At 71.2% G+C, this 20,304-nt stretch carries 17 protein-coding genes, 1 tRNA gene and 1 pseudogene; 13 read left to right on the top strand and 6 right to left on the bottom strand.

The features are described 5' to 3' along the window. Window positions 1-181 precede the first annotated feature (181 nt). Together ACZ6KF_RS25255 and ACZ6KF_RS25250 are read right to left on the bottom strand one after the other, a co-directional pair. Complete coding sequence (locus ACZ6KF_RS25255) at window positions 182-2,830, bottom strand: SUKH-4 family immunity protein (RefSeq protein WP_469240465.1); 2,649 nt, start codon at window positions 2,828-2,830, stop codon at window positions 182-184. 2 nt (window positions 2,831-2,832) lie between these two features. Then, window positions 2,833-3,867 (bottom strand): SMI1/KNR4 family protein, encoded by a 1,035-nt coding sequence (locus ACZ6KF_RS25250; RefSeq protein ID WP_356628333.1) that lies wholly within the window; start codon window positions 3,865-3,867, stop codon window positions 2,833-2,835. Window positions 3,868-4,159: 292 nt separating this feature from the next. On the opposite strand from ACZ6KF_RS25250, the gene ACZ6KF_RS25245 reads away from it, so the two are divergent. Together ACZ6KF_RS25245 and ACZ6KF_RS25240 are read left to right on the top strand one after the other, a co-directional pair. Continuing rightward, on the top strand, window positions 4,160-4,690 hold the full coding sequence (locus ACZ6KF_RS25245; RefSeq protein WP_356628331.1) for a YwqJ-related putative deaminase: 531 nt from the start codon (window positions 4,160-4,162) through the stop codon (window positions 4,688-4,690). Between the two features lie 53 nt (window positions 4,691-4,743). After that, on the top strand, window positions 4,744-5,238 hold the full coding sequence (locus tag ACZ6KF_RS25240; RefSeq protein ID WP_356628329.1) for an SUKH-3 domain-containing protein: 495 nt from the start codon (window positions 4,744-4,746) through the stop codon (window positions 5,236-5,238). A 72-nt stretch (window positions 5,239-5,310) separates the two neighbouring features. Here ACZ6KF_RS25240 and ACZ6KF_RS25235 read toward each other — a convergent pair whose 3' ends face one another. Continuing rightward, window positions 5,311-6,621 (bottom strand): sensor histidine kinase, encoded by a 1,311-nt coding sequence (locus tag ACZ6KF_RS25235; RefSeq protein ID WP_356628327.1) that lies wholly within the window; start codon window positions 6,619-6,621, stop codon window positions 5,311-5,313. Window positions 6,622-6,786: 165 nt separating this feature from the next. Here ACZ6KF_RS25235 and ACZ6KF_RS25230 point away from each other — a divergent pair. The 7 genes and pseudogenes from ACZ6KF_RS25230 (at window position 6,787) to ACZ6KF_RS25200 (ending at window position 12,506) form a co-directional block, all read left to right on the top strand. Continuing rightward, a pseudogene (locus ACZ6KF_RS25230) lies at window positions 6,787-7,658 on the top strand (hypothetical protein). 12 nt (window positions 7,659-7,670) lie between these two features. Further along, window positions 7,671-7,742 (top strand) — tRNA-Gln (locus ACZ6KF_RS25225). A gap of 115 nt (window positions 7,743-7,857) precedes the next feature. Continuing rightward, on the top strand, window positions 7,858-9,306 hold the full coding sequence (gene glmU, locus ACZ6KF_RS25220; protein WP_469158728.1) for a bifunctional UDP-N-acetylglucosamine diphosphorylase/glucosamine-1-phosphate N-acetyltransferase GlmU: 1,449 nt from the start codon (window positions 7,858-7,860) through the stop codon (window positions 9,304-9,306). Between the two features lie 137 nt (window positions 9,307-9,443). Beyond that, complete coding sequence (locus ACZ6KF_RS25215; RefSeq protein ID WP_356628321.1) at window positions 9,444-10,424, top strand: ribose-phosphate diphosphokinase; 981 nt, start codon at window positions 9,444-9,446, stop codon at window positions 10,422-10,424. Between the two features lie 277 nt (window positions 10,425-10,701). After that, entirely contained in the window at window positions 10,702-11,298 is a 597-nt protein-coding gene (locus ACZ6KF_RS25210; RefSeq protein WP_356628319.1) for a 50S ribosomal protein L25/general stress protein Ctc, read from the top strand. 70 nt (window positions 11,299-11,368) lie between these two features. Next, window positions 11,369-11,971 (top strand): aminoacyl-tRNA hydrolase, encoded by a 603-nt coding sequence (gene pth, locus ACZ6KF_RS25205; RefSeq protein WP_356628316.1) that lies wholly within the window; start codon window positions 11,369-11,371, stop codon window positions 11,969-11,971. 46 nt (window positions 11,972-12,017) lie between these two features. Next, window positions 12,018-12,506 carry a hypothetical protein gene (locus ACZ6KF_RS25200; RefSeq protein ID WP_469158727.1) on the top strand — a complete coding sequence of 163 codons (489 nt, stop codon included), beginning with the start codon at window positions 12,018-12,020 and terminating at the stop codon, window positions 12,504-12,506. Window positions 12,507-12,625: 119 nt separating this feature from the next. Here the strand turns inward: ACZ6KF_RS25200 and ppc are convergent, their stop codons facing one another. Continuing rightward, a complete protein-coding gene (gene ppc / locus ACZ6KF_RS25195; protein ID WP_356628312.1) occupies window positions 12,626-15,370 on the bottom strand; it encodes a phosphoenolpyruvate carboxylase in 2,745 nt (914 codons plus the stop codon). Between the two features lie 313 nt (window positions 15,371-15,683). Here ppc and ACZ6KF_RS25190 point away from each other — a divergent pair, with 313 nt between their 5' ends. Further along, window positions 15,684-16,700: an acyl-CoA desaturase gene (locus ACZ6KF_RS25190; protein ID WP_356628310.1), complete on the top strand. Its 1,017-nt coding sequence runs from the start codon at window positions 15,684-15,686 to the stop codon at window positions 16,698-16,700. Further along, entirely contained in the window at window positions 16,697-17,374 is a 678-nt protein-coding gene (locus ACZ6KF_RS25185) for a TetR/AcrR family transcriptional regulator (protein WP_356628308.1), read from the top strand. Before ACZ6KF_RS25190 ends, ACZ6KF_RS25185 begins: the two co-directional genes overlap by 4 nt. 122 nt (window positions 17,375-17,496) lie before the next feature. On the opposite strand, the gene ACZ6KF_RS25180 is transcribed toward ACZ6KF_RS25185, so the two are convergent. Then, window positions 17,497-18,285, bottom strand: coding sequence for a trans-aconitate 2-methyltransferase (locus tag ACZ6KF_RS25180; protein WP_469158726.1), 789 nt, complete (start codon window positions 18,283-18,285; stop codon window positions 17,497-17,499). Between the two features lie 73 nt (window positions 18,286-18,358). On the opposite strand from ACZ6KF_RS25180, the gene tamR reads away from it, so the two are divergent. Beyond that, window positions 18,359-18,856, top strand: a complete 498-nt coding sequence (gene tamR, locus ACZ6KF_RS25175; protein WP_356628304.1) for a MarR family transcriptional regulator TamR — start codon at window positions 18,359-18,361, stop codon at window positions 18,854-18,856. On the opposite strand, the gene ACZ6KF_RS25170 is transcribed toward tamR, so the two are convergent. Beyond that, complete coding sequence (locus ACZ6KF_RS25170; protein ID WP_469240463.1) at window positions 18,815-19,588, bottom strand: LuxR C-terminal-related transcriptional regulator; 774 nt, start codon at window positions 19,586-19,588, stop codon at window positions 18,815-18,817. The genes tamR and ACZ6KF_RS25170 overlap by 42 nt on opposite strands. A 250-nt stretch (window positions 19,589-19,838) precedes the next feature. Between ACZ6KF_RS25170 and ACZ6KF_RS25165 the strand changes: the two genes are divergently transcribed. Then, window positions 19,839-20,294: a GNAT family N-acetyltransferase gene (locus ACZ6KF_RS25165; protein WP_469158724.1), complete on the top strand. Its 456-nt coding sequence runs from the start codon at window positions 19,839-19,841 to the stop codon at window positions 20,292-20,294. The last annotated feature ends 10 nt before the right edge of the window (window positions 20,295-20,304 follow it).

Raw genomic sequence — 20,304 nt, 5'->3', positions numbered from 1 at the left:
AATGCGACACTCCGGGCATCGCGCGCGCCACACCCCGCAGCCCGCCCTTCGCACGCCGCGCACACCCCGCGCGCACCGCACCCCGCACCCCATACGCCGCGCACGGCGAAGGGGGCGTGCCCGGTCGTCGTCCGACCGGGCACGCCCCCTTCGCTCGCGCACCCCCGCAGGTGTCAAAACCTCACAGCAGGCCGTCCCACATCTGCTCCAGGAGCACCGACCACCAGCTCTCCGGCGACCCCAGCGCCGCCGGGTCCAGCGCGGCCAGCTGTGCCTGGAAGTCGACGGTCCAGCGGCCCGCCTGCTCCTGGTTCAGCCCGAACCTCAGCCGCCACATCCGGCCCAACAGGGCCAAGCACCGCGCGAACTCCGGCAGGCCGGTGTTCACGAACTGCGGCGGCACCGGCGCTCCGCCCGGCCCGGCCTCCACCGGCACCGCGACGATGTGCGCGGTCCCGTACTGCACACAGATGGCCTTGCCGAAATCGCTGCCCATGACGAGGTACGAGCCCGCGTCCGGCGCCGGCTGCACCCCGCGCTCCGCCGCCAGCTCCGCCAGCGTCGGCACCGGCCGCCCCGGCTGGGCCTGCGCCCAGAAGAACGGCCCCATGTCCAGCGGCAGCCCCGCCACGACCAGCGTGTGCGCGACGACCGGCGGCACGCCCTGCCGGGACACCGCAGGCTGCTCGAACCGGAACACCCCCGGCCCGAACGCCCCCGCCAGCTCCTGCGCCACGCCCTCCGGCGGAATCGGCGGCGCAGGCGGCACCGGCGGCAACGGCGCACGCACCGGCGCGGGGCGCGCGGGACCGTCGGCCACCTGGTGCAGTTCACCCTGGTGGGCGAGGAGCTGCCGCATGCCCTGCTGACGGCTCGCGTGATCCGTGCCGTAGGGGGCGATGCTCGTGATGCGGGCCTGCGGCCACTGCTCACGGATCATCCGCGCGCAGTAGGCGCCCGGCAGCTGGCAGGACTCCAGCTCGGTGTGCAGCTCCAGGACCTGGTCCGGCGGCACGTTCATGGCGCGCAGCTCGTGGAAGATCTGCCACTCCGGATGCGGCATGCCCGGCGCGGAACGCCGGATCAGCTGCTGCTCGGAGCCGTCCTGCGCCCGGTAGCGCAGGACCGCCTGGTAGCCGGGGCCGACCGTGGGCACGCCGGCCTGCTGCGGATAGCCGTACGCACCCGGCGGCGGCACGGCGCCGGGCGGGCCGGGCGGCACGGGCTGCGGCGGCGTGTGGTGCATCGGCTGCGGCGGGGTGTGCGCGCCGCCCGGACCGGGCATGCCGGGCACACCGGGAGCCGGCGGAGGCGGGGGCACGCCGGGGCCGCCGACCGCGGGACCGGCCAGCATCGTCTCGGCGTGGTGCACCGCACCGCGCGCACCCCCGGCCGAGCCGTGCACGCCGGGCGCACCCGGCGGATGCGGAGCCCCGCCCGTCGAGGGGTCGGCCAGCATCGTCGCCGCGTGATGAACACCGCCGGGGGGCGTACCACCAGGGGCGCCCGGAGCACCCGGAGCCGCAGGCGCGCCCGGGGCCCCCGGAGCACCGGGAGGCGCGGGCGGCGGCACGGGACCCGGACCGTCCGGTCCGAGGGACGACACCATCTGCGTCGGGACATACGCGCCCCCCGTACCCCCCGGCACACCAGGCGGCGGCGTGCTCCCCGGGCGGACGCCCGGAGTGCCCGGCGCCCCCGGCGGAGGCGGAGGCGTCGCACCCACCCGGCGCGGAGGAGGCGCGGCCTTGCTGGTCGCGGCCTCGGCGATGTCCCCGGCGTCCGGCGGCACCGGCCGGCCCGGCTGAGCCGGCGGAGGCGTCGGCGTACCCGGCGCTCCGGGCGGAGGCGTCGGCGTACCCGGCGCCTGCGACGGCGGAGGCGGACTGCCCTGCGGCGCACCGGGCCCGCCCGGTCCACCCGGCATCCCCGGCGCACCCGGCATCCCAGGACCACCCGGCACCCCAGGCGGCACCGACGCACCCGGTCCACCCGGCGCCCCAGGCGGCACAGGCCCTCCCGGCCCGCCCAGCACCGGCGCCACCGCCGTCGGCGGAAGCCCACTGCCCCCGGCCATCAAAGCCGTCTGCGCCTCCGGCGGCGCCACGGGCGGCGGCGTCTCGTCGTCCGAGCCGCTCAGCGGCGGCGCGAACACCGTCGCCGGCAACGGCACCGAACGGTCCTCGCCCACCTCGGCATTGGTGTCCGTACCCGCCCACGGAGTCGCCCCCGCAGGCGTGCCCGGCGCACCCTCCTCCTGCGCCGCGGCAGCGGGCCAGGCCGCACCACCGCCGGAACCGGAACCCGAACCGGCCCCCGAGCCCGCGCCGACCCCGGAAGCCGAACCCGCACCGGCCCCGGAACCACCCGCAGAAGCCCCCACGGACTCGGGCGCGCCCCCCGACCGCGCCCCCGCCCCGTCCGTACCGTCCGTCCCGCCACTCCGCCGGTCCGGAATCCCCAACCGGTCCGCCGCCTCCTGCAGCCACTCCGGCGGACTCAACAGGAACGACGTCTGATTCAGATCCACCCGCGCCGCAGCCGGCGGCTGAGGCTCCGGGGCCGCCTCCGGACGGCCGTACTCCTCCTCGTACCGGCGGATCACCTCACCCACCGGCAACGACGGCCACAACGTGGCCTCTCCGCTGTCCCGGGCGATCACCAACCGCTGCGCGCCCCCGTCCGAACGCGGCCCGTCGGCGCGGTCCTCGGCCCACACCACGAACCCCAGCTCGAACTCCCGCACCCGCACCTCACGATGCTGGTACGCGGGCACATCACCGTTGATCCACTCCTCGGCGCGCTCCTGCGCCTGCGCGAACGTCACCATCGTCAGTCACTCCCCCCACCGGAAACCGCACCGGACACCGGCGCCACCCGCGCGAACCCGCCGTCCACCATCAGATTCGCCACCGTCTCCAGCTCCGGCGGAGACCCCGCCAACCGCGACAGGAAGACGTCGAAGTCCTCCCCGCAGGGCAGCAGCAACCGCTCCACCCGCTCCGCCGGCGACCACGCCGGATCGGCGTCCCGCACGTCGTCGTACGCGCAGAACCACACCGAACCGACCCGCTCGCCCTTCACCTTCACCGCCAGCAGACCGCCCTGCACGAACGCCACGCACAGGTAGTCCTTGGTCAGATGGTCACGCAGACACTTGTTGACGTACACCAGGTCATTGACCGCCGCCTCCTCACGCACCGTGAAGAACGGCTGATCGATCAACAGCCCCAGCTCGGCGTCCAACGCCGTACCCACCGGCGCACAACCACCCGCCGCCTTCAGGAACGACCGATACGCCCCCGGCAACCGGTAACCGAGATCCTCCTCGACCCCCAGCACCTGGGCCTCCGACACCGCCACACCCGACTTCGGCAGCCCGAAGTGCGCCGGACGCGTCTCCTGCAACGGACGCGTACCCCGCTTCGACTGATCGACGGCCGCCGTCGCGATACCGCCGTGATGCCGCAGCAACGCCTTCACCTCGACCGGCACCAACTCAAGACGCCGGGACCCCGCAACGTGATGCCACGTCCAGCCGTGCGGCGTCGCCACCGCCGGCACCGTGTCCCACAACGCGTGCCCACTCGCCGCCAGCGCCGCGTTCGCCGACACGTAATCCGTCAGCCGCAGCTCGTCCACACCGAAACCCTCCGGCGGATCCGCGATCTCCACCGCAGCACGCGCATAGGGCGAGAAATCCGGGTAACCACGCTCGTCCACCCGCACCCCCCTCGGGTGACGCGCCGCCCGGACCGGATCCGGGAAATGCACGACCTGCCCGGCATACGCCGCGTTCGGCGGCACGGCTTGTCCCCCGGCCTGACGGCCGGGAGGCGACCCCAGCCCGAGCCGACCTGTCGTCATGGCGGTTGCCCCCTGCGGGTGTCGACTGTCTTCCCTGCGCGTTGCCCGCGCACATCGCGGTGCGCCGACAGCCTATGCGGTACCGGGAAAGCGGTCACCGGCGCAGGTCACCGCGGCCCCGACCCACCCACCGACCACCCCCGCCACCACGTCCACCCGCTGTGACCAGCCGACACGTCACCGTCACGGACCACCCGAACACGGGCGTGTCGCGCCGCCCCAGCTTCCCCACCAGCCACGGCATTTGGCACTCTGTGTCCGCCGGGGGGATGCACGGAGGGGAAAAACGATCATGAACGCGACGCAAACGGGACCGCACGCCGGCGAACCCGGCAACGCACCCGAAGGCGACCCCCGCATCGGCTGGAGCGCCACCCGAACCCCCCACGCCCCCACCCTCCGCCACCGCCGCGACGGCATACTCCCCACCGTCGCCGCCGCCCTCTCCGTCCGCGGCACCACCCTCACCGGCACCGCCGCCCGCGGCGACCACACACCAGCCCTGCACCCCCTCGTCCAGGACTTCCTCGACACCCTCACCAGCGCCGAACGCGACCGCTTCACCGGACGCTGCGCCGAGACCATCCTCATCTCCCGGCACCTCACCAACGCCGACGCCGCCCGCAGCAAACGCGCCGCCCGCAAACCCATGACCAACGGCGAAGCCCGCAAATCACTCAAACAGGCGAAACTCACCGCCCGCCGCATCCGCGAGGACGGCGACCCCCTCCACGGCAGCTTCGCCCCACCCTGCCGCGCCTGCACCGCCCTCAGCGCCCACTTCGGCGTCCGCATCGTCGACCCCACGACACCCGCCGCCTGACCGGCACCCGCCCCACACCCCCACACCACCCACCCCGAACGAACAAAGGGCAGATGCACACCGACCGCACCTCGACCACCCGCTTCGCCGTCCCCGTCGACGCCGCCCTCCGCGCCGCCGGCTGGCAACCCGGACGCTGGGACATCAAACAAGCCGAAATCTGGGCCGACACCCTCCGCGGCCACACCTCACCCGCCGGACACCGCCACGCCGTCTTCCCCGCCGCCGTCGAAGCCTGGGCCGAATTCGGCAACCTCCACATCACCCCCACCGGCCCCGGCCGCCAAATCGCCCCCGCAACCCTCCACCTCGACCCCCTCCACGGCCTCCACCTCGCCCGCACCCTCGGCGACCTCGGCCGCGCCCTCGGCACCGAAGTCAGCCCCCTCGGCGCCGAAGCCGACACCCAGGCCATACTCGCCATCGACACCGAAGGCCGCGTCTACGCCCTCGACCACACCGGCGACTGGTACCTCGGCCCCGACATCGACCACGCCCTCACCGGCCTCATCACCGGCCTCACCCCACAACGCCTCACCACCGCCTGACCACAGCCGGGCCACACCCCCCAGCGGCCCACCCCCACACACGACGGCCTCCACCAAAGACCCCCGCCCCGGCTACGACGCCGGAATCACCGCCGACACCCGATAACCCCCCGCATCCGTCGGACCGCACACAAACACCCCGCCCAGCGCCAGAACCCGCTCCTTCATCCCCACCAGCCCATTGCCCCCCGACGGCAACCGGGCCGACGACGCCGACGACACCTCCGGCGGCGGCTCGTTCTCCACCTGCATCGCGATCTCCGAGACCCGGTGCGCCAACCGCACATACGTCTTCGCACCCGCCGCATGCTTGTGCACGTTCGTCAGCGCCTCCTGCACCACCCGGTACGCGGTCTGCTCCACCTCCGGCGCATACGACCGCACCTCCCCCTCCACCCGCAGATCCACGACCATCCCGGCCGCCTCCGACTGCCCCACCAACTCCTCCAGCTCGGACAGACACGGCCCGTCCGACTCCTCCGCAGCACGAGAAGCCGCCACCGCCGCGGCCACCCCCACCGCAGCCAACGGAACCCCCGCCCGGTCCCGCCGGCCCGCCTCCCCGTCACCACTCCTCAGCACCCCGAGCATCTCCCGCAGCTCGGTCAGCGCCTGCCGCCCCATGTCCCCCACCAGCGCCGCATTCCGCACCGCCTTCTCCGGATCCTTCCGCGCCACCGCCTGCAACGCCGCCGCGTGCACCACCATCAGACTCACCCGGTGCGCCACCACGTCATGCATCTCCCGCGCGATCCGCGTCCGCTCCTCGCTGCGCGCCCACTCCGCACGCTCCTCCGCACGCTCCGCCAACAACTGAAGCTCCCGCTCCAGACTGTCCGCCCGCTCCCGCAAACTCTCCATCAACCGCCGCCGGGCCCCCACATACAGCCCCAGCAACAACGGCGGAGCCGTCACCCCCAACGACGCCGTGATCGAAATGAACGGCACGAACCAGTCCCCGAGCGACAACTCCCCACTCGTCATGTCCTGCTGCGCCCGCACGAACGTCACCACCAACGTGCCCAGCAGCGACATCCCCGCCAACGACCCGATGATCCGCCGCGGCAACTCCGACGCCGCCAGCGTGTACAGACCGACGACCGTCAGCAGCAACCCCATCTGCGCCGGCGCGATCGCCACCGACACCAGCACCACGGCAATCGGCCACACCCGGCGCGCCAGCAGCGTCGAACCCGCCAGCACCCCGAACGCCACACCCGCGGCCACCGGAATCCCCGCGTCCCGCGCGAACGGAATCCCCTCGGCCCCGCACTCCACCGCCGACACCAGCGCAAGACACCCGTCCAGCACCGCACTGCGCCGCCGACTCCACCACCAGGGCCCCGACCGGACCCCGGCGTCTTCTTCCCCCGACGTGGTCATGCCCCCAGCCTACGGGCGCACCGCACGCCTTTTCCGTCGACTTTCTCCGACCACCCCGCACCGGGCCCCGCAATCGAACCCCACCGAACCGCTCGATATCCCCCGAACTGATGAACCCGTCCCGTTCGACCCCGGAATCGCACATTCCGCACGGACGGTATGCACATGGCACATTCAACCGGCAAGTACGCGGACCTCGAAGCCCTGCGTGCCCAGGCCGTCGCCCTCCGCCGAGCGGGCCTCAGCCTCCGGCAGATCCGCGACGAACTGAAGATCTTCAACAACGACGTCCTCACCAACTCGTCAAGGGCGAACCCCCACCGGCCTGGACCAAGCGCCCCCGCGCCAAGGACGACCTCCGCGAGAAGGCCCGCGAGCTACGACTCCAGGGGTGGACGTACGACCGGATCCAGGCGGAGCTGGGCTGCTCCAGGAGCTCGGTGTCCTTGTGGGTACGGGATCTGCCGAAGCCGGAACGCAAACGCACGCCGGAGGAGGCCTCGGCCATCGCTCGCCGCGGCTGGGAGGAGAAGCTGCGCATTCGCGACGAGGAGCGACGTCGAACGAAGGAAGCCGCGAAGCAGTCGATCGGAAGGCTTACGAGCCGTGAGCTGTTCCTGGTCGGCGTGGGCCTCTACTGGGCCGAGGGCGGCAAGGACAAGCCCTACAGCCGACGGGAGACGGTCGCGTTCGTCAACAGCGACCCGAGCATGATCCGGGTCTTCCTCGCCTGGCTCGACCTGCTCGGAGTCGAGCGCGAGCGCCTCCGTTACACGGTCATGATCCATGAGACCGCCGACATCCCCGCCGCCGAACAGTACTGGGCCCACCTCGTCGGCGCCGACCGATCCGCGTTCAACAGGACGACCGTCAAGAAGCACAACCCCAAGACGGTCCGCAAGAACGTCGGCGAGTCGTACCGCGGCTGTCTGGTGATCAAAGTCCTCAAGGGGGCGGAGTTGTACCGTCGCATCGAAGGCTCTTGGTACGGCATAGTGTTGGGAGCCGCCCAGCCGGTCGACGGAATGTCCGATTAGCCGGGCTTGCACTCCCCCGTGGTGTAATCGGCAACACTATCCACTTTGGATGGATCATTCCAGGTTCGAGTCCTGGCGGGGGAGCAACTATTCGGTTCGGGTCCTGACCCACAAGGTCAGGGCCCGTACTCATGCCCCCCACAACCACCCCCGGTATCCTGCGGACGTCACCCCGCATCCCACAGCCGAAGGGCATCCCGTGAGCGCCAACCGCCCGGCAGCCGTCGTCGTACTCGCAGCGGGTGAGGGCACCCGCATGAAGTCGGCCACACCGAAGGTTCTGCACGAGATCTGCGGCCGCAGCCTGGTGGGGCATGTGCTGGCCGCCGCCGGTGAGTTGGAGCCCGAGAACCTCGTCGTCGTCGTGGGCCACGCGCGCGAGCAGGTCGCCGCGCACCTCGCCGCGATCGCGCCCGACGTGCGCACCGCCGTGCAGGCGGAGCAGAACGGCACCGGGCATGCCGTGCGGATGGGGCTGGAGGAGCTGGGCGGGGGCGTCGACGGGACGGTCGTCGTGGTGTGCGGGGACACTCCGCTGCTGACCGGGGAGACGTTGCTGGCCCTGGCGCGCACGCATGCCGAGGACGGGAACGCCGTGACGGTGCTGACGGCGGAGGTGCCGGACGCGACCGGGTACGGGCGGATCGTGCGGGACCCGGCGTCGGGTGCGGTGACGGCGATCGTGGAGCACAAGGACGCGTCCGAGGAGCAGCGGGCGGTTCGGGAGATCAATTCCGGGGTGTTCGCGTTCGACGGGCGGCTGCTGGCGGATGCGCTGGGGAAGGTGCGCAGGGACAACAGTCAGGGTGAGGAGTATCTGACGGATGTCCTGGGGATTTTGCGTGAGGCCGGGCATCGGGTGGGGGCGTCGGTGGCGGTGGATCACCGGGAGATCGTGGGGATCAACAACCGGGTGCAGTTGGCGGAGGCGCGGCGGATTCTGAATGAGCGGTTGTTGCGTGCGGCGATGCTGGACGGCGTGACGGTGGTGGATCCGGCCACGACGTGGGTGGATGTGTCGGTGTCGTTCGAGCGGGATGCGGTGGTGCATCCGGGGACGCAGTTGTTGGGTGCGACGCATCTCGGCGAGGGGTGCGAGGTGGGTCCGAACAGCCGGCTGAGGGACACGCGGGTGGGTGCGGGGGCCCGGGTGGACAATACGGTGTCGGACGGGGCGGAGGTGGGTCCGGAGGCGTCGGTGGGGCCGTATGCGTATTTGCGGCCGGGGACGCGGTTGGGGCCGAAGTCCAAGATCGGGACGTATGTGGAGACGAAGAACGCGTCCGTGGGCGAGGGTACGAAGGTGCCGCATCTGTCCTATGTCGGTGATGCCACGATCGGCGAGTACTCGAACATCGGTGCGGCCAGTGTGTTCGTGAACTATGACGGTGTGAGCAAGCATCACACGACGGTGGGGTCGCACTGCAGGACGGGTTCGGACAACATGTTTGTGGCGCCTGTCACGGTGGGGGACGGCGCGTACACGGCCGCGGGGTCCGTGATCACGAAGGATGTGCCGCCCGGTTCGTTGGCTGTGGCCCGTGGTCAGCAGCGGAATATCGAGGGTTGGGTGGCTCGTAAGCGTCCGGGGAGCGCGGCGGCGAAGGCGGCCGAGGCGGCGTCCCGGGAGCCGGGTGGCGAAGGCTGACCGGAAACAGGTGCGTCTGGGACGGCGTACCGTGATAAGTGCACACCCGCACCCCCAACCAGCTGTGACGATGTCGGTTCGTCCGGGTTCGGACGTCGTGTCGTGATCGGCTGAGACACCTCTGAGGAGAAAGTGCTGTGACCGGGATCAAGACGACCGGCGAGAAGAAGATGATGTTCTTCTCCGGCCGCGCCCACCCCGAGCTTGCCGAGGAGGTCGCCCAGCAGCTGGGTGTCGGGGTTGTCCCGACCAAGGCCTTCGATTTCGCCAACGGCGAGATCTATGTGCGGTATCAGGAGTCGGCTCGTGGGGCGGACTGCTTCCTGATTCAGAGCCACACGGCTCCGATCAACAAGTGGATCATGGAGCAGTTGATCATGATCGACGCGTTGAAGCGTGCGTCGGCCCGCTCCATCACCGTCATCGTGCCGTTCTACGGTTACGCCCGTCAGGACAAGAAGCACCGGGGTCGTGAACCGATTTCGGCGCGTTTGATCGCGGACATGATGAAGGCGGCGGGCGCGGACCGGCTGCTGACGGTGGATCTGCACACGGATCAGATCCAGGGTTTTTTCGACGGTCCGGTGGATCACCTGTTCGCGCTTCCGCTGCTGGCGGACTACGTGGGCAAGAAGGTGGACCGGGAGAAGCTGACCGTGGTGTCGCCGGACGCCGGCCGGGTGCGGGTGGCGGACCGCTGGTGCGACCGGCTGGGTGCGCCGCTGGCGATCGTGCACAAGCGGCGTGACAAGGACGTGGCGAACCAGGTGACCGTTCACGAGGTCGTGGGCGAGGTCAAGGGCCGGGTCTGTGTGCTGGTGGACGACATGATCGACACGGGCGGCACGATCTGTGCGGCGGCGGACGCGTTGTTCGCGCACGGTGCGGAGGACGTGATCGTGACGGCGACGCACGGTGTGCTGTCGGGTCCGGCGGCGGACCGGTTGAAGAACTCGCGGGTGAGTGAGTTCGTGTTCACGAACACGTTGCCGACGCCGGGTGAGCTGAGTGGTGATCTGGACAAGATCACGGTGTTGTCGATCGCGCCGACGATCGCGTCGGCGGTGCGTGAGGTGTTCGAGGACGGTTCGGTGACGAGCCTGTTCGACGAGCAGTAGGAGCGGTGGGGGGTGTCGGCAAGGCTGGTGCAGTAAGGGTTCTGCAGCCTGTTCCCAAGCCCTGTCGCCTTCCCCGTCCCATCCCGTCGTGAAGATCGTTTTGGGTATGGCCTCCCCTGCCGAGTATCCTGCTGGAGTTGCTCGGCGAGGGAGGCCGTACTCGTTCCGGAACGTGTTTCCGGCGACTGCGGCGGTCCGTTATCGACGCGCTCTTCGTAGCAGGCCGTTCGTTGGCCGGGTGACCCCGTCCGTTCTACCTCTGCGAGGAGTGATCAACATGTCCGAGGTGAAGCTCGCCGTCGAGACGCGCACCGAGTTCGGCAAGGGTGCGGCCCGTCGCATCCGCCGCGCGAACAAGGTTCCCGGTGTTCTGTACGGCCACGGTTCGGACCCGCTGCACCTGACCTTCCCGGGTCACGACCTGCTGCTGGCGCTGCGTACGCCGAACGTCCTGATCTCCCTGGACATCGACGGCAAGAGCACGGAGCTGGCGATTCCGAAGGCCGTGCAGCGTGACCCGCTGAAGGGCTTCCTGGAGCACGTCGACCTGCAGCTGGTCCAGCGCGGCGAGACGGTGACGGTCGAGATCCCCGTCCACACCGAGGGCGAGCTGGCCCCGGGCGGGAACCTGCTGGAGCACGTGCTGAACGCGCTTCCGGTCGAGGCCGAGGCCACGCACATCCCCGAGTCCGTGACGGTGTCCGTCGAGGGTCTGGAGGCCGGCGCCTCCATCCACGCGAAGGACATCACGCTGCCGAAGGGCACCAAGCTCGCGGTGGACGGCGACGCGGTCGTCATCCAGGTCCTGGCCGCGCAGGCGGAGGAGGCCCCGGAGGGTGCGGGCGCCGAGGGCGATGAGGCCGCCGAGGCCTGATCCTCGCCGACGTCGTTTCGTCAGCCGCTGTTCCCCGTCGGGGGCAGCGGCTGGCGCGTATCAAGGAGAGATGCAGGTGACGACCGATGCCAGTGCCCCGTGGCTGATCGTGGGGCTGGGCAATCCGGGTCCGGAGTACGCCATGAACCGGCACAACGTGGGGTTCATGGTGGCGGATCTGCTCGCGGAGCGGATCGGGGGCCGGTTCAAGCGGGCGGGGAAGGCGCAGGCGCAGGTCGTCGAGGGCCGGATCGGTCCGCCGGGGCCGGGGAACCGGCGGGTGATCCTGGCGAAGCCGATGTCGTTCATGAACCTGTCGGGTGGTCCGGTGAACGCGCTGCGGGAGTTCTACAAGGTGCCGGTGGCGAACATCGTGGCGGTCCATGACGAGTTGGACATCGACTACGGGACGTTGCGGCTGAAGCTGGGTGGCGGGGACAACGGTCACAACGGGCTGAAGTCGATGACGAAGGCGATGGGTTCGGACTATCACCGGGTGCGGTTCGGGATCGGGCGGCCGCCGGGGCGGATGCAGGTCGCGGACTTCGTGCTGAAGGACTTCTCGTCGGCGGAGCGCAAGGAGCTGGACTACTTCGTGGACCGGGCGGCGGACGCGGTGGAGTGCCTGGTGATCGAGGGGTTGGAGCGGGCGCAGGGGACGTACAACTCGTAGCCGCCCAGGTTGACGGAACGCGAGGTCATGGCCAAGGATCGCGGCCATGCCTTCTGCCGTCGTCTCCCGTCAGGGCGCGTTCACCGCGCTGCGTTTCGGCCGGCTCGCGGCGATGGGCGCCGTGGCGGCGCTGATCCTGGTCGCCGGGGTGTGGGCCTCGTGGGGGTCCGCCCAGTACGTGATGCTGACCAAGGGCCGGGAGCGGGGCACGGTCGAGGTGACCGGGTGCGCCGGCGGCTCCTGTTCGGGCCCGTACGCGCCGCTGTCGCGGGGGTGGCCGGTGCGGGAGCGGGCGGTGCTGGAGGACACGGCTGCGGTGCGCGAGGGCGAGACCTACACCGTGGTGATGAAGCCGGACGGTGACGAGGCCCTGCGGTCCGGTCCGGCGGGGGTGCTGTACGCGTGGGTGCCGCTCGGCGGCGCGCTGCTGCTGGCGTCGGTCGTGGTGGCCGGGGGTCTGGGGCGTACACGGGTGGCGGGGGCGATGGCGGGGGCGGGGCTGGCGCTGGTCACGGCGGCGTTCGCGGTGGTGTGACATACGGCGGGCCGGGCGCGCCGGCCGTCCTGTCCGGCCGGTGCTGGGATGCCGTAGGACGCGAGAACGCCGGCGCCCCCTTTGCAGGGGCGCCGGCGTTCTCGCGTCCGTGCGCCGGGTCAGCCGGTGTTGCGCAGGCCGGCTGCCACGCCGTTGACGGTGAGGAGCAGGGCGCGGGACAGGAGCGGGTCGGGGTCGGTGCCCGCGGCGGCGGCGTCGCGCTGGCGCTTGAGGAGGGCGACCTGGAGGTAGGAGATTGGGTCGAGGTAGGCGTCGCGGATGGCGAACGTCTGCTTGAGGACGGGCTGGGCGTCGAGGAGTTCGTCCTCGCCGGTGACGCGGAGGATTTCGGCCACGGTCAGCTCGTGCTCGGCCTTGATGGTGTCGAAGATGTGCTTGAGGTCGTCGGGGACGAGGGTGTCGACGTAGTGGCCGGCGATCCGCAGGTCGGTCTTGGCGAGCGTCATCTCGACGTTGGAGACGAAGTTGCGGAAGAAGTGCCACTGCTCGTACATCTCGTCCAGCACGGTGTCCAGGCCCGCCTCGCGCAGTGCCTTGAGGCCGGAGCCGACGCCGAACCAGCCGGGGACGATCTGCCGGGACTGGGTCCAGCCGAACACCCACGGGATGGCGCGCAGTCCGTCGAGCGAGACGCCGGAGCCGGGGCGGCGGGCGGGCCGCGAGCCCAGGTGCAGGTCGGCGAGCTGGTCCACGGGCGTCGAGGCGAGGAAGTACGTCGGCAGGTCCGGGTCCTCGACGAGCCTGCGGTAGGCGGCGTGGGCGGCGTCGGAGACGACGTCCATCGCGGCGTCCCAGCGGGCGAGGGCCTCGTGGGACTGACGGGGCGCGGTGTGCAGGGCGGAGGCCTGGAGGGTGGCGGCGACCGTCAGTTCCAGGTTCTCGCGGGCGAGGGAGGGGATGAGGTACTTGTCGGAGATGACCTCGCCCTGTTCGGTGACCTTGATCTCGCCTTCGAGGGTGCCCCAGGGCTGGGCGAGGATGGCGTCGTGGGTGGGGCCGCCGCCGCGGCCGACGGTGCCGCCGCGGCCGTGGAAGAGGCGCAGGCGGACGCCGTAGCGGTGGGCGACGTCGCGCAGCCGGCGCTGGGCGCGGTGGATCTCCCACTGGCTGGTGGTGATGCCGCCGAACTTGGAGGAGTCGGAGTAGCCGAGCATGACCTCCTGGACGTCGCCCCTGAGCGCGACGAGGCGCCGGTAGGACGGGTCGGAGAGCATGTCCTCGAGGATGGTGTCGGCGGCCTTGAGCTCGTCGGTGGTCTCCAGCAGCGGGACGATGCCGATCTTGGCCCAGCCGGCGTGGAGGTCGATGAGGCCGGCTTCGCGGGCGAGGACGACGGCGGCGAAGACGTCGTCGGCGCCCTGGCACATGGAGATGATGTAGGACTCGATGACCTCGGGTCCGAAGACCTCCAGGGCCCGCTTGACGGTCTGGAAGACGCCGAGGGTCTTGGCGCCGGCGGCGTCGACGGGCGCGGGCGTGGGTGCGAGGGGCCTGCGGGAGCGGAGTTCCTTGGCGAGGAGCTTGGCGCGGTACTCGCGGGGCATGTCGGCGTAGCGCCAGGATTCCTCGCCGAGTCGGTCGAACAGCTGGCCGAGGGCGTGGTGGTGGGCGTCGGCGTGTTCGCGGACGTCCATGGTGGCGAGCTGGAGGCCGAAGGCGGCGAGGGTGCGGATGGTGCGGTTCATCCGGCCGTCGGCGAAGAGGGCACCGCGGTGTTCGCGCAGCGAGGTCTGGATGAGGGTGAGGTCCTGGAGGAGTTCGCTGGTGCCGAGGTAGTCGCGGCCGGGTTCGTGGGGGGTGCCCTTGGCGAGGCGGGTCTTGGTGTTCTCGAGCTTCTGGCGGATGCAGGTGGCCTTGAGCCGGTAGGGCTCTTCGGCGTTGAGGCGCTTGTAGCGGGGGCTGATTTCGGGCAGGCGTTCGAGGTCGGCCTGGAGGGAGGTGCGGAGTTCCTCGGTGGCGCCGGTGTAGCGGATGGAGTTGGAGAGGAAGCCGCGGAGTTCGTCGATCATCTCCAGGGCGTCGTTGATGCCGTGTTCGTGCTGGAGGATGAGGACGTCCCAGGTCACCTGGGGGGTGACGTTGGGGTTGCCGTCGCGGTCGCCGCCGATCCAGGTGCCGAAGGTGAGGGGGCGGGTCTCGTCGGGGAGCTTGACGCCGACGCGCTCGAGTTCGGCGGTGAGGTCCTCGAGGACGTCGCCGACGGCGCCGGCGTGGAGTTCGTCGAGGTAGTAGATGGCGTTGCGGGCCTCGTCGGCGGGTTCGGGGCGGACGACGCGCAGTTCGTCGGTCTGCCAGACGAGGTCGATGTTCTCGGCGAGGCGGGTGTCGAAGCGGCGCCGGTCGGCCTCCATGAGGACGGGGGTGTCCAGGAGGGCGGCGATGCGGCGGAGCTTGTTGAGGACCGAGCGGCGGGCGGCCTCGGTGGGGTGTGCGGTGAAGACGGGGCGGACGTTGAGGTTGCGGACCGTCTCGCGCAGGTGTTCGGGGTCGGCGTCCTTGAGCCGGTCTACCGTACGGGTGAGCAGGCCGCCTTCGGCGGCGCGGCGGGCGCGCAGTTCGCGGCCGCGGTGGACCTGCTCGGTGACGTTGGCCAGGTGGAAGTAGGTGGAGAAGGCGCGGACCAGCTTGGCCGCGGTCTCCAGTTCGGTGCCGCGCAGCAGCTCCGCGGCGGCCTCGCCGTCCTCACGGGTGAGTCGGCGTACCTTTTCGACGAGGTCGAGCAGCTCCGGGCCCTCCTGCCGGACGAGGGTCTCTCCGAGGAGATCGCCCAGTCGGCGGATGTCGGCGCGCAGTTCGCTGCTGGTGGTCACTCGCGACTCGGTCTGGTCGTCGGCACTGCTCACAGGTGCGGCTCCTTGCAGTGTTGAAGCTCGTCTGAAGCTCGTGTGGGTGGGAACCCGGTGTCCGTCGCGCGGCGGCTGCCGCATACGGGCCGGTGTTCCGTGGAAGTAATCAGAGCGGACCGCGCTGTCCGACCGACTCCAAGGATAGGTGCCGGTCGGGACGCGCAGTCGGTCGGGCTCTTGCCGCCGGGCGACACGCTGACATACTTACGACGCCGTAGGTTACGGAACCGTAGGGAGGTCCCGCCCGAGCCTGCTCCCGTTCCGGGGCCCGCGACGTCTTTCTCAACCCACGACCCCCCAGGGGACGCCCATGACCATGAGTTCCGATGTGATCGCCGACGCCCCGAAGGCGGGCCCGCAATCCACCGACACCCCGCCGCCCGCGACGCTGGGCGGCGACCGGAAGGGTTCGGTGGAGCAGCTCGCGCTTCTGCTGTTCATCGTCGTTCCGTTTCTCGCCCTGATCGCGGCCGTGCCGCTGGCCTGGGGATGGGGAGTGAGCTGGCTGGACCTCGGTCTGCTGGTGTTCTTCTACTTCCTCGGCTGCCACGGCATCACGATCGGTTTCCACCGGCACTTCACCCACAGTTCCTTCAAGGCCAAGCGACCCCTGAAGATCGCGCTGGCGATCGCCGGGTCGATGGCGGTGGAGGGGCCGCTGGTGCGGTGGGTGGCCGATCACCGCAGGCATCACAAGTTCTCCGACGCGGAGGGCGACCCGCACTCGCCGTGGCGGTACGGCGAGACGGTGCCGGCCCTGATGAAGGGGCTGTGGTGGGCGCACATCGGATGGATGTTCGATGAGGAGCGCACCCCGCAGGACAAGTACGCGCCCGATCTGATCAAGGACCGCACGCTGCGGGCCATCTCCCGCCAGTTCATCCTGTGGACGGCGGTGTCCCTCGCCCTGCCGGCGGTGATCGGCGGTCTGGTGACGATGTCGTGGTGGGGCGCGTTCACCGGCTTCTTCTGGGGCTCGCTCGTGCGGGTGGCGCTGCTGCACCACGTGACCTGGTCGATCAACTCGATCTGCCACGCGGTGGGCAAGCGGCCGTTCAAGTCGCGGGACCGCTCGGGCAACGTGTGGTGGCTGGCGATCCTGTCCTGCGGCGAGTCCTGGCACAACCTGCACCACGCCGACCCGACGTCCGCGCGGCACGGGGTGGAGCGGGGCCAGCTGGACTCCTCGGCGCGGCTGATCCGCTGGTTCGAGCAGCTCGGGTGGGCGTACGACGTGCGCTGGCCGTCACGCTCGCGTATCGATTCGCGCCGTAGCGGCGGGGAAGGCGGCTCCCGGCAGGGGAGGGCGGCGGCCGAGGCGGCATGATTGACGCCGTGGCGACCGACTCCAGCAGCACCCCGAGCAACGACAGGCCGAGGCGTGCGCGCCGAACCCGGATGACCGGAGCGGAGCGGCGCCAGCAGCTGCTGGAGATCGGTCGCACCCTGTTCGCGGCGAAGGGCTTCGAGGGCACGTCGGTGGAGGAGATCGCGGCGAAGGCCGGGGTCTCCAAGCCGGTGGTGTACGAGCACTTCGGCGGCAAGGAAGGGCTGTACGCGGTCGTGGTGGACCGCGAGATGCGGCGCCTGCTGGACATGGTGACCAGCTCCCTCACCGCGGGTCACCCGCGTGAGCTGTGCGAGCAGGCGGCGTTCGCCCTGCTGGACTACATCGAGGAGTACACGGACGGTTTCCGCATCCTCGTCCGCGACTCCCCCATCCCGACGTCGACGGGCTCGTTCGCGTCGCTGATCTCGGACATCGCCACCCAGGTGGAGGACATCCTGGGGCGCGAGTTCAAGAGCCGCGGCTTCGACCCGAAGCTGGCCCCGCTGTACGCGCAGGCCCTGGTGGGCATGGTCGCCCTGACGGGGCAGTGGTGGCTGGAGGTCCGCCGCCCGAAGAAGGCGGAGGTGGCGGCGCATCTGGTGAATCTGGCGTGGCACGGTCTGGACGGGCTGGAGCAGAAGCCGCGGCTGATCGGGCACCGGAAGAGCTGACCGCCGGGCCGGGCCGCGAAGGTGCACCCCTCACGGGCATCCACCACGACAGGCTCGTGGCGAGCACCCGTTCGACGTGGGCACGGACACCGCTCTGGACGCGTTCAGGAAGCCGGTAGCGGTCATGCCGCCTTCACCGCCACCGCGAAAACCCGGCGGAAGGGGAACACCGTGCCGTGCGGGCCCCGTGGGTAGGCCTCGCGCAGGAGGGCGCCGTACTCCGTGAGGAAGTCGGCCGCGTCCTCGCCCAGTGCCGTGAGGACGGGGCGCAGGGCCGTGCCCTTGACCCAGTCGAGGACCGGGTCGTCGCCCTGGAGGAGGTGGACGTACGTCGTCTCCCAGACGTCCGTCGCGCAGCCCAGGCGGGTGAGGCGGGCGAGGTATGCCTCGGGGGTGAGGACCGCGTCGTCGTGGTCGAGGGCGCCGGTCAGGCGGGTCCGCCAGCGGGCGGAGGCGGCTCTCTCGCGCAGGAGGCGGTGGCTGGGGGCGTCGAAGTTGCCGGGGACCTGGAAGGCGAACGTGCCGCCGGGGCGCAGCGCCGTGATCCAGTCGGCGAAGCGGTCGGCGTGGCCCGGCGCCCACTGGAGCGTGGCGTTGCTGATGATCAGGTCGTGCGGCGCGTCCGGGGTCCAGGTGCGCACGTCGGCGTGGGCGAAGTCCAGCCGGTCGCCGGCGTGGTCCGCGACGGCCCTGGCGAGCATGTCGGGCGAGTTGTCGTAGCCGGTGACGTGGGCCGTGGGCCAGCGGGCGGCGAGCAGTGCGGTGGCGTTGCCCGGGCCGCAGCCGAGGTCGGCGACGCGGGGCGCGTCGGAGGGGAGGTCCGGGACGCGGGCGAGGAGGTCGGCGAAGGGGCGGGCGCGGTGGCCGGCATGGCGCAGGTACTGGGACGGGTCCCAGGCGGTTGCGGGCATGTCATCAGCTTGAACACCCGGGTATCTTGATGTCAAGAGACTTCACGTCGACACAACCACTACACTGATCGTCATGGAGGACGAGGTCGACCGGCTGGTCGCGGCGTGGCGCCGGGAGCGCCCGGACCTCGACGTGGAACCGCTCGAGGTCCTCAGCCGCGTGAGCAGGCTGGCCCGGCACCTGGACCGGGCGCGCCGTCTGGCCTTCTCCGAGCATCAGCTGGAGCCGTGGGAGTTCGACGTGCTGACGGCGCTGCGCCGCGCCGGGACGCCGTACCAGCTCTCGCCGGGGCAGCTGCTGACGCAGACCCTGGTGACGTCGGGGACGATGACGAACCGTATCGACCGGCTCGCCAAGAAGGGCCTGGTCGAGCGGCTGCCCGACCCCAGCGACCGCCGCGGCGTGCTGGTCCGGCTGACGCCCGAGGGCCGCGACCGCGCCGACCAGGCGCTCGCGGGGCTGCTGGAGCAGGAGCGCGCCATCCTCGCCGAGCTGTCCCGGGCCCAGCGCGGCGAGCTGGCGGCCCTGCTACGCCAGCTGACCGCCCCGTTCGACAACATCCCGGGTTAGGTCGGCGGGGCCCACTCCGGCCCGCCGGGCGAGGGCGACGGCCGCGAGCGTGGAGTGGACGCCGAGCTTGCCGAGGACGTTCTGCATGTGGGTGCGGACCGTGTGCGGGGAGAGGTACAGCCGTTCCGCCACCGCCTTGCGGCCCAGCCCGGCCACCATGCAGCGCAGCACCTCCCGCTCGCGCGGCGTCAGCGACTCCACCAGGCGTTCGCTGTCGGTGCGGTGCTTGCGGGCCGCGGTCAGCTCGCGCAGCACCTCGGTCAGCAGGGCGGGCGGCAGGTGCGTCTCGTCGCGCAGGACGCCGCGGACGACCGTCAGCAGCCGGGACAGGGAGCAGTCCTTGGCGACCCAGCCGCTCGCCCCGGCCTGCAGCGCCAGGGCCGCGCGCCGGGGGTCGTCCTTCTCGGCGAGGACGACGCTGCGCACGCCGGGCTGTGCCGTGCGCACGCCCGCGACCAGCGAGATGCCGTCCACCACGCCGTCCGCGCCGCCGTCCGGGACGGGCTGCACCGGCAGGGCGCCGCGCGCGCCGGGCAGGCCGCCCAGGTCGGCGTCGACGAGCAGCACGTCGTAGCGGCGGCCCTCCGCGGCTGCGCGGTCGAGACAGCGCAGCGCGGCGGGGCCGCTGCCCGCGGCGGAGACCTCCACGTCGGGCTCGGCGGCGAGCGCCGCGGCCAGCGACTCGGCGAAGATGCGGTGATCGTCGACGACCAGCACTCGGATGCGAACCACGAAACCCCCACTGATCCGGAGAACCCGGAAGAACCCGGAGAAAGAGAGACGACGCGGGTACGACGCCCGGGGACGCGGCAGCCGCACGGCCGCCGCCGTGCAGACACTGCTACCCCCCTCGACGGGCGCCGAACCCGACTTCGCCTCGCACCCCTGAAACGAACGCCGGCCCCCACCGGCGTTGCCCTCAGAGTACGGACGGGAGCCGGGAGGGGAAGGCCCTTTTCGGAACTGGTCACCGGGCGCGTTTATGGTGTGCCGCATGTTTCGTCTTGAGACAGAAGTCGACAAGGCCCGGCGCGATCTGCTGCGCGCCCGGCTCCGGGACAGCAACACGGCCGCCTCGCCGGTGCTGGCCGCCCTGCGCGGGACGCCGGCCGAGCGGGAAGTGCCGTTGCACGTCTGGGGGTTGGACGCGGACGGCGAACTCGCCGGGGGACTCGTCGGGCACACCTGGGCGACGTGGCTGCACGTCACCTATCTGTGGGTGGACGAACGGCACCGCGGCGGCGGACTGGGCTCGCGGCTGCTGGACGAGGCGGAGCGGGTGGCCCGCGAGGAGCGGGAGTGCGCGGCGGCGCGCGTGGAGACGTGGGACTTCCAGGCGCCGGACTTCTACCGGAAGCACGGATACGACGTGGTGTGCGTGATCCCCGGCTATCCGCCGGGGATCACGGAGTTCACACTGACGAAGCGGTTGGGCTGAGTCCTGGGCG

It is taken from the genome of Streptomyces sp. NPDC046379 (genome assembly GCF_055587785.1).
This window is presented reverse-complemented; position numbering and strand designations above follow the sequence as displayed.